Consider the following 9,445-nt stretch of genomic DNA (forward strand, 5'->3'; position numbering starts at 1 on the left):
CTGGTGAAAGTCGTTGAACTCTTGCAAGCGGATAGCGAGTTACCAGAAGCTCTCAAAGACCATCCATTGTCAGGTAATCTAGCAGGGTTAAGAGATTGCCATATTGAACCCGACTGGCTTTTGATTTACCAAAAAATAGATGACCCTGAACCCGTTTTGAAACTTGAATTTACTGGTACACATTCAGATATTTTTTAAACGAGAAATCTATGAAAGTCCTTACAGAACAAGAAGTTCAACAAAATTTTGATGAATTATTAGACGATAACGAGAAAAATCCAGTGATTGTTTTACGAGATGGAAAAGTTGCTTGTGTGATGGTTGGAATTGAATATGCAAAAAATGCAACTGAGATGCAAAAATTACGAGATTTTGTAATCACTCTCTAAAAACGCATTTAAACGCCCATAGAGGCGTTTTTTTGTGTCTGGATGTCCCAACCTACTACCAACACCACAAACCCATCTAAAAACGCTTAAAAAGTGCCTTCTTGCCCATGTTTCCTTCTTAGCAACTGCCACCAGTTCGTCCCCGTGTTCCAAAATGTTCCTAAAAATGCTTTTTGTTTTTTCAAAAAACACACAAGCCACTGTGTTGTATTTTATAAACACAAGTATTTTCCTATTTTAGAGGGGTGTGTAAGCCTTACGGGGCAAGGCTTACCGATGATGAACTATGACAAATGTGGGATGAACTATGACAAATGTGGGATGAAAGTTAAAACCTTATGAACAAAGGCTTTTTTAACTATGACAGAAATGGGACAGGTTATAATTATGTCATAAATTTGACGTGTCATATTTTTTCTATAAACTCACCCTATTCACTGTTTTTTTTAACTATGGAAACTTTTACGTTTATGAGTGCAGATGATGACAAGGGGGGCGTACTCGTCACCAAAGACAACCGACTAATCGAGGCACGGTATAAGCTCACCGTGAACGAACAACGCCTAGTGTTGGGGCTTGCCTCAATGGTACGAAAGGATGATGAGGATTTTAAGGATTATGTGGTTCACGTTGAAGACATAGCCGAATTATTTGGAATGGAAAATAGTAATTCTTTCAATGAAAAAATGCAGGATGCTGTTAATGCTCTTATGGATGACAGAGGTTCTTTGAATATATCTACGAAACCCAACGAAATAGAAAAAGTCCGTTGGGTTTCGTATGCAAAATATGTGAAAGGTTCAGGGAAAATCTTAATGCGGTTTGATAAATCCATTAAAGATTTTATGATTCAAATAAAAAACCAGTTTACCCAGTACCAACTTTCAGCCATTCGGCAGTTTAAATCCACCTACGCTATTCGTTTCTACGAACTTATGGCAATGAAAAGGAATATGGGGAAAGGGGCGAAAGATGGTTTTTTTTATAGGGAGTTTGAGATAGCAGAGCTAAAATCATATTTAGCTATTGCAGAGGGCGAATATAAATTATTGGCAGACTTAAAAAGAAGAGCTATAGAACCAGCATTAAAAGAAATAAACGAGTTTTCAGATATTGAAATTATTAAGCATAAAAACGAATGGGCAGAATATGTAAAGCAAGGACGAGCAGTACATAAAATCATTATTCGTGCCAAACCAAAAAAACAAAGGCAGATGGATTTAATAGAGCAGGAAGGGAGTAAATCAAAAGACGATGGAACTTCTAAAGCTCAAGAAAACCTAGTGAAAGCAGGGGTATCCATCGAGACCGCGAAAAAATGGGTAACCAAGTTCGGTTCTAAGCGTGTGGAACGTAACCTAGCGTATGTACTTGCAGAGAAAAAGGCAGGGAAGGTAAAAACGAGCCTGATAGGTTATATCTGTAGCGACTTGCATTTGAAACCGCTCAGGACTGCATTAGACGCGATTTGCGGCCCGAATTAAGTGCATCTATCGGGGGTCTCAGGACAGGATTAAATGCCACTGAGCCTGCATTACATTTTCAGGACTGCATTTCATTGCATCAGGACAGCATTAACTGCAAATGAAAAACCAGCCAAACGGCACTTCCTGTGCGTCCATCAAATGATGGTTTGATGGTCGTTTTGAAAATAGTCAATTATGGTAAAAATACCCTCAAATAACCGTTCAACTTCTCATTCCTGTTTTCAACGTCCAACTAGACTCAAGTTTGACGCGAAATTTGGACATGGCACGTATGTTTCGACAAAAGATAATTTGTGTATTGGTATGATGCAATACATCCTGCGAATTCAGCTTGGTGTTGGCTATAAGCTCACTAATTTTTAGGGGCATAGAAGAGTTTTTTACTCATTTTTTTAATTCATGTAGAGAATTTTAGAAAATATTAATTAAAATCAGTTAGTTATTAATATAATGCTGCTGTTGTAGCTAATCGACTACTGAAAATTTTCATTTGCAGTTAATCCCGTCTTGACGCGATGAAATGCAGTCCTGCAAATGTAATTCAGGCTCAGTGGCATTTAATCCTGTCCTGAACCACCCGATAGAGGCACTTAATGCTGGCCTCAAAGTGCGTTGAATGCTGTCCTGAGCCGTTTCAAATGCAAGCCGCTACAACTACAGTGATGTGGTGTTTGGGTTATTCCGATTGCTTGGGTATCGTTTTTGCCCTCGATTAGCCGATATTGGCGGAGGACGCTTTTGGCGGGTTGATCCAGAAGCGGATTATGGCCAGCTCAATGCAATTGCCAATCATCAAATCAAAATGTCAATTATCGAACCTCATTGGGAGGATATATTACGCCTTGTTGGATCGCTCAAAATGGGACGAATCCCAGCAGAAGGTATTATGCGGACGTTACAAGTGGGCGATAAGGCAACCCCACTGGCTTTGGCAATCGCTGAAATTGGCAGAATAGAAAAAACCATTCATACGCTGAACTTTATTGATGATGAAAGCCGACGCAGAAGTACATTACTGCAATTGAATCTGGGCGAAGGTCGGCATGCTTTAGCACGCGATATATTTCACGGAAAACGCGGGGAGCTACACCAGCGATACAGAGAAGGCCAAGAAGACCAGCTCAGTGCGTTGGGAATCGTGGTCAATGTGGTCGTATTGTGGAACACCATCTACATGGATGCTGTATTAACTCAGCTTCGATTAGAAGGCTATCCCGTTCGCGACGAGGATGTTGCTAGACTTTCCCCCTTTAGCCATCAACATATAAATATGTTAGGCCGTTACTCATTTGATGTTCATGATGCAGTCGCTCGGGGAGAGTTGCGCCCACTTCGACCGCCCATTGAAAATCCTTAAGTCGGTTCGCCGTTCCATTGCTCCCCAAACCCCTAAACGGTCTTCAAATTCGATCAGAAACCGACTCATGGCAGTACGCCAATCACGAATGGGCATATTCCATTTTTTTGATGCGGCCTCTATAGCCAAATATACCACTTTTCTCACCGAATCATCAGTAGGAAATATTTTCCGTTTTTTTGTCGCTTGGCGAATAACGCTATTCAAACGCTCCATAAAAGTGGAAATAATAGTGATTTATTATATCAAAAATTGGTTATTTAAACCACACAAAAACCGTTTAAAGTAGTCAAAAATACCATCTATTATACTTAATAAATAGTTAGTCTAATCGCTCCACAAATAAATAAGGGTTTAACTGTTTGCGACGATGATTAAGGTGTTTTAAAAGCAAAAGCGGTTGGTTAGAGGGCGAATGGTTTGGGTCATGGCGTATATCATGGCGCGAGAAAATCAGAGCTATTTAATCAATCCTTGGGTTTTATCGCTCGCCTGACAAATAAGGGTTTAATTGTTTGCGACGATGATTAAATAAATAAAAGCATTTATATATTAAACACTTGCAAAAGTGTATTAAATACACTACAATACACGAACAGGAGGAGCGGTCGTTTCCCCCATTTTTCAAAAGTACCACACGAGGTACAGGAGTCAAAAAATGCAAATTTCAGATTTAAACTTTAAAGATTGTGCGGATGGATGCAAAAAAGCAAATGTTAATTTTGCGAATGGTTTGACTGCGAGCGTTATTACAGGAAGCCTACTTTCTAATTTATTTGAAATTGCCATTTTGAAAGATGGCAAACTTCATGGTGCGGTAAAATGTGACCTAAGCGAAAAGGAGGCAACCGCCTATTTAGAAGAGGCCGAAGCACTAACAAAATAAAGTACATAAACAACATCCTATTGCAGTGAATTAAATGCACTGCAATAGGTAAGCCCCCTAAGAGCTTAGTAAATAAAACTAACGCGCTAAAGCTTTGTTTGATGCGATAGAAAAAAAGCGGGAGTACCCTACTTTTTTTTATCACATCGGGAGACAAAAAGCAGAGGGTTTAGAATTATTTAAAAAGAAAAGCTGGTTAAAAATAGGCGAATCCTTTTAGTTTGTTATGGCGCGAGTTAATCAAATATCAATGCTATTAAAAAGCAAATATTATATATCAAACACTTGCAAAAGTGTATTAAATACACTACAATACACGGACAGGGCAAGCACGAAGCAAGTCAAAACTCAATACGCCAAACGAGGCGAGAGGATTTAGAAATGGCAAATTTAGAAAACAATTTTTTCAACGTAGGCAAGGGCAATAAAAAGACAGGCGTGATGCTCACTACGCGCTCACCGCGTAACACTTGCCCAGATGATTGCGGCCTAAAGTCAAACGGCTGCTATGCTGAGAACGCGCCTATTGTGTGGTGGTGGGACAAACAAGACAAAACCGAAAAAGACATGCTTGACGCAATCCGTCGTGTGCCTAAAAACCATTTGTGGAGACATAACGAGGCTGGGGATTTTGTTAGTAATGGCGGCCTGATTGACGAAAACCACCTTGCAAAAATCGTGACTGCTAACCGTAACAAAAAAGGGTTTACTTATACCCACCATCGCCTTAACAACCACAACAAAAAGCTAATCAAAGAAGCCAACGAGAGCGGCTTTACCATCAATTTAAGCGCGGATACAGTGACGGCAGCCGATAGCTATATGGCGTTGAATATCGCGCCTGTATGCGTTTTATTGCCACTAGACACAAGGAATGTAAGTTACACGCCAGCAGGTCATAAAATTGTGGCTTGCCCAGCAGAAAAAAGCGAAAAAGTGACATGCGCGAGTTGCGGACTTTGCCAGTTATCAAAAAGAGCTTATTTAATTGGATTTCGCGCACATGGAACAAAGAAAAAACAAGCCAATAAAATTGCACTAACAATAATTTAAAAAATTCCTTTCCCCCCCCACAAGGGGGGGGGAAACAAAGCAACATTATACACCCCCTATGCACGAAGCTAAATAATTTACGGATACAAAAATAAATAACAGCGCGAGCTTTACAGAGTGTATTAAATACACTACAATACAAGCACAGGATGAGCGGTCGCTTGTCCCTTTTTTCAAAAACGCCAAACGAGGCGCAGGAGTCAAAAAATGTTAATCATTCAAAACGAAAAGCATTTAACGCTTATCGAAAAGCTCAAGCTAGATATACAACTTCTTTACAAAGAAGTTAGTGAAAAATACGAAAGCGGATCTAAAACCTCGCGTAAATCCAATGATGGTGTTAGAAGTTTTTACAATTCTCATTATCGAAAAATCGACACTAAAAAAGCAATAATTAAATTTATTGAAAAGGGCTTAAATGTTGACATTTATATGGCACAAGATTTTTTGATGGAGCATTTTTCTTGGCTAACACCAGTAGAGAAAATTAGGTTGGCTCCCTGTTGCATTTATAGCATGCCTCCGTTTGAACAAAGCATATTGATAAAAAGGCTGTATGAAAAACTAAACTCTGCATATAAGAAAGAACTCAATAAATCAAAACGGATGGGTGATTTAGTTTAATACGAGTTTTATCAAAATACTGCACATATCCCCTAAACTAATTTTAGGGGAAGTTTTTTATTTTGCATATATAAAAACACTTGCTAAAAGTGTATTAAATACACTATAATACACGAACGGGAGAACGGTCGCTTGTCCCATTTTTCAAAAGTACCAAACGAGGTACAGGAGTCAAAAATGTCAGAAAAAATCAAAAGTTTTAATTTTCACATGGATGCTGGGCATGGTTGGTTGGCTGTCAAAAGAAAAGCATTGGAAGATGCTGATCTATTGAATCAGGTATCCGATTACTCTTACCAACGCGGTGAAACCGTCTATCTGGAAGAAGATAGTGATATGGGCATCTGGATTAAACATCTTGAGGCGAACGGAATCCAATACGCGCTCAAATATAAGCATGCAAAAAACGATTATCCTAGCCCTATTCGCAACTACGATGGTTTTTCAATAACTCATTAAGTTCGACTAAATCCCCCTAAAAATAGTTTAGGGGGATTCCAAATTCAAAAACGCCAAACGAGGCGCAGGAAAAAAACCATGAAAAGACAAGTTACCATTGCAAAGGCTTTGCAAATGGCTGGTTATACAACCAAAAGTGGACATTGCAACAAACTCAAATGTTATGCTGTTTACGCATACAATCCTAAAAAACCTTCTAATATCGCATACACTGCTAAACGCCTTTTAGACGGCTCTTATACGCTTTACAATGCGACTGGTAAGCTGGTTTATACCCTGAAACAAAAAGAGTGCGGCACAAAAATTTTGCAGCATGTTAAAGATATTACACCTAAAATCAAAAGGTCTGTATTTATGGAAAATGATGAATTTGCGTATCTTTGTGCCGAGGCTGGATTAAAAGCACCTGATTTAAGAAGGATTTTTGGTGTGCGTAAATCCGAGGTATTGCTATGGTTAAATTATGATGAAAACGACGATCACTATGAAATTCCTGAACATGTGATATTGCGCGTAAGAAAGCAACTTGACTATGCAAATAACTTGGTCGAACAAAACGTCAATTTTGTGTTAGAACAGAATCCAGTGTCAGGGGCAGTAATTTTACTACTATCCTACAAGACACAAAAAGAGCTATCTCAAAAGAGTCCCAGCTTAATTAGCCCCAACTATCATGGTCAAATTTTACGAAGGACACAGACAAAATTAGAGCAGTTAGGCTATAGAATTGAAACTGCTTATATAACAAGCTCATTGTTAAAACGCGAAGGATATTATAAAAAATCGCTCAAAGATGCCATCTTGGTAATACCTATTGGCCACAAAGAAGATTAAACAAACCCACACAAAAAGCCCGCTTTTGCGGGTTTTTTATTTTTCCGCATGCGGAAATATTAGGCGACAGAACTTGTGTCATGTTACGTTGAAAACGACATATATGCTGTCATCCACCAGTTTAAGGTGATTGCCCCGTAAATCACTGAAATCATTTAAAATCGTTCAATGCAGTCTTTATTTTCAGCTCACATGACAAACAATGTGTCGCTCATTGACATCGTATGTGTCGCCTGACAAAAAGCTTTACAAAGTGTATTAAATACACTAAAATACACAAACAGAAGGGGGCAGTCGCTTCTCCAATTTTTCAAAAGTACCAAACGAGGTACAGGAGTCAAAAATGCAAAAAGTTAATGGCGTAGAAATTTTTCAGCGTACAGGCAAAATCAATCTTGAATTAGATTTTTCTGATTGCGAACACATGGTTTATTCATATATTTACAAAGCTCCAAATGGCCATTTTATCTCTTATAAGGGCGATAGAGCCATCACAGAAGAGCAATACAACACCATTAAGGCAATGCCAGCCGTGACGAGGGATGTATCTCACGGAATGCAGTGGGTTCGGCTTTGCCTTGGTACATACGACGATTTTATGGATGAGTATTGGAGAGAAAAGGAATATTACACCCTTTTTCAAATCGGCAATGAAAAACAAGTGCTAGGTATTGGTCGCTCGATGAGCGAAGCAAGAAATGACGCAAAACAATGGTTTGATAATGATATAGATATTATTCAATTAACATCAACCGATGATCTTAAGGGGCGCGTGAAGGGTGATAGTGCCATTGCACCTTGTACAAAAGCCCTTTACGATAAAGTTAAAAATGAAGGCAAAATCTGTGACATCTCAACAAAAAATGGAATAGTCTGCCTAAAAAGTGAAACTTAAGTCGATAATTAAGTTGATAATGCTTTACATGGTGTACTAAATACACTATAATACACGAACAGGGGAAGCGGTCGTTTCCCCCAATTTTCAAAAGTACCGAACGAGGTACAGGAGTCAAAAATGCAATTATTTGATTTTACGATTAAAAAAATTGTCACTGCTAAATTTGTCAAGTTTAGCGATTTATGGAGTGCTACTCAGGAGGAGTTTTTAGAATGCGAAGGGGACGAGGCAAAAAATTTTAAATTCTTTAGATATGACGATATTTTGTTTCATCTTGAAGAGTTTAAGGTTATGGATCCTGACTTCCGTTTTTGGAAACCTGTTTTTGGCGATGAATGTCCAACTCATTGGGGAAGATACCAAGGCGTAACTGGACGAAATTATTACATTCTAATCAGAGAGTTAGATAACAATCGGGTAATGGTTGGCAAAGTAGATTATTGCTAGTAAGCCAGTTATAAACAAGGCGCGGTTTGTACTGCGCCAATCAAGGCAAGAGGATTTAGAAAATGGCAAAGCGAAAATTGAATATTGATAAAGCTACTTTTGATGAGTGGCAGCAAGCAAGAAAAAAAGTAGAGATGACTCAGCCAGAAGTGGCGAAGTTGCTGTTTTGTTCAGTGGACTCAATTAAAGGCTACGATTCAGGACGAAATAATATAGTACGAGGCTTGTATAATTATTTTCTACTAGCAACTAATCAGCATCCTGATTTAATCGTATATCCACGACCTGAACCTATTTGAAAAATTTATCAACAACAAAAAACGGGACAATAAGGAGTGTATGCAATGACTGGCAAAAAAGAAAGTATGGAACAAATTATCAAAAGAATGGAAGGCTATGGAAGTGGCAATAATCCACGAAAGGTCAAGGCAGAAGCCGAAGAAAAAGTTTTATCTGCGACTGCGATTATGAATGATTATTTTGTTGGCGACTTGCAGGGTTTTTCTTTTAAAGATGATGCCGCAACAATGGAAGCACCAATTTTTGCTTTATCTACCCAAGAAGAGCAAAAAATTTGGAAATGGACAAGTGCAGATGGGAAAAAAAAGGTGGAGGTAGCAGCGAGTGCCTATGGTCGTGCAACTATATTTGATAAAGATGTTTTAATATTTGCAGCTAGTCAACTTATGGCAGCTATAAATAGAGGAGACAAGCCTTTTAGAAAAATTCGATTTAAAGCAAAAGACTATTTTAAGGCAACAAAAAGAAATGGTGGGGGAGAAGAATATGCGCGATTTAAAGCATCTTTAGATAGGTTAAGTGGTACTAGAATAAAAACTAATATTAACACTACAAACATTAAAAAAGCAGAAGGTTTTGGTATTATAGATAACTGGAAAATAATTGAGCAAGATGGCAGTGAAAGGATGGTTTCTGTAGAAATCACACTATCGGAATGGTTGTACGGCATGATTATTGAAAAAGATATTCTAACAATAAATGAAGAATATT

Annotated in this window: 12 protein-coding genes and 2 pseudogenes; 13 read left to right on the forward strand and 1 reads right to left on the reverse strand. The window is 38.4% G+C overall.

Features of this window, described 5'->3' with window-relative positions; genetic code table 11:
- The 4 genes and pseudogenes from Q0212_RS12705 to Q0212_RS12720 all read left to right on the forward strand — a co-directional run.
- A partial coding sequence (locus Q0212_RS12705) for a type II toxin-antitoxin system YafQ family toxin (RefSeq protein ID WP_297926090.1) occupies window positions 1-198 on the forward strand: 198 nt, incomplete at its 5' end.
- 11 nt (window positions 199-209) lie between these two features.
- Complete coding sequence (locus Q0212_RS12710) at window positions 210-389, forward strand: type II toxin-antitoxin system Phd/YefM family antitoxin (protein WP_297926092.1); 180 nt, start codon at window positions 210-212, stop codon at window positions 387-389.
- 470 nt (window positions 390-859) lie between these two features.
- Entirely contained in the window at window positions 860-1,873 is a 1,014-nt protein-coding gene (locus Q0212_RS12715; RefSeq protein ID WP_297926094.1) for a replication initiation protein, read from the forward strand.
- Between the two features lie 658 nt (window positions 1,874-2,531).
- Window positions 2,532-3,233, forward strand: a pseudogene (locus tag Q0212_RS12720) (Tn3 family transposase); the annotation flags it as partial.
- 33 nt (window positions 3,234-3,266) lie between these two features.
- Here the strand turns inward: Q0212_RS12720 and Q0212_RS12725 are convergent.
- Window positions 3,267-3,449, reverse strand: a pseudogene (locus tag Q0212_RS12725) (transposase); the annotation flags it as partial.
- A 442-nt stretch (window positions 3,450-3,891) separates the two neighbouring features.
- Between Q0212_RS12725 and Q0212_RS12730 the strand changes: the two are divergent.
- The 9 genes from Q0212_RS12730 to Q0212_RS12770 all read left to right on the forward strand — a co-directional run.
- Window positions 3,892-4,119, forward strand: coding sequence for a hypothetical protein (locus Q0212_RS12730; RefSeq protein ID WP_297926096.1), 228 nt, complete (start codon window positions 3,892-3,894; stop codon window positions 4,117-4,119).
- Between the two features lie 381 nt (window positions 4,120-4,500).
- Window positions 4,501-5,172, forward strand: a complete 672-nt coding sequence (locus Q0212_RS12735; RefSeq protein ID WP_297926098.1) for a hypothetical protein — start codon at window positions 4,501-4,503, stop codon at window positions 5,170-5,172.
- 207 nt (window positions 5,173-5,379) lie between these two features.
- Complete coding sequence (locus Q0212_RS12740) at window positions 5,380-5,796, forward strand: hypothetical protein (protein WP_297926100.1); 417 nt, start codon at window positions 5,380-5,382, stop codon at window positions 5,794-5,796.
- 177 nt (window positions 5,797-5,973) lie between these two features.
- Window positions 5,974-6,255 carry a hypothetical protein gene (locus tag Q0212_RS12745; RefSeq protein ID WP_297926103.1) on the forward strand — a complete coding sequence of 94 codons (282 nt, stop codon included), beginning with the start codon at window positions 5,974-5,976 and terminating at the stop codon, window positions 6,253-6,255.
- A gap of 78 nt (window positions 6,256-6,333) precedes the next feature.
- Window positions 6,334-7,089: a hypothetical protein gene (locus Q0212_RS12750; protein WP_297926105.1), complete on the forward strand. Its 756-nt coding sequence runs from the start codon at window positions 6,334-6,336 to the stop codon at window positions 7,087-7,089.
- A gap of 343 nt (window positions 7,090-7,432) precedes the next feature.
- Window positions 7,433-7,984: a hypothetical protein gene (locus Q0212_RS12755; RefSeq protein ID WP_297926107.1), complete on the forward strand. Its 552-nt coding sequence runs from the start codon at window positions 7,433-7,435 to the stop codon at window positions 7,982-7,984.
- 120 nt (window positions 7,985-8,104) lie between these two features.
- Window positions 8,105-8,434 (forward strand): hypothetical protein, encoded by a 330-nt coding sequence (locus tag Q0212_RS12760; RefSeq protein ID WP_297926108.1) that lies wholly within the window; start codon window positions 8,105-8,107, stop codon window positions 8,432-8,434.
- Window positions 8,435-8,496: 62 nt separating this feature from the next.
- Entirely contained in the window at window positions 8,497-8,733 is a 237-nt protein-coding gene (locus tag Q0212_RS12765; protein WP_297926110.1) for a hypothetical protein, read from the forward strand.
- 45 nt (window positions 8,734-8,778) lie between these two features.
- The coding region (locus Q0212_RS12770; protein ID WP_297926112.1) for a replication initiator protein A at window positions 8,779-9,445 on the forward strand (667 nt) is incomplete at its 3' end.

The organism is uncultured Agitococcus sp., from assembly GCF_937920075.1.
Taxonomy (GTDB): Bacteria; Pseudomonadota; Gammaproteobacteria; order Pseudomonadales; family Moraxellaceae; genus Agitococcus.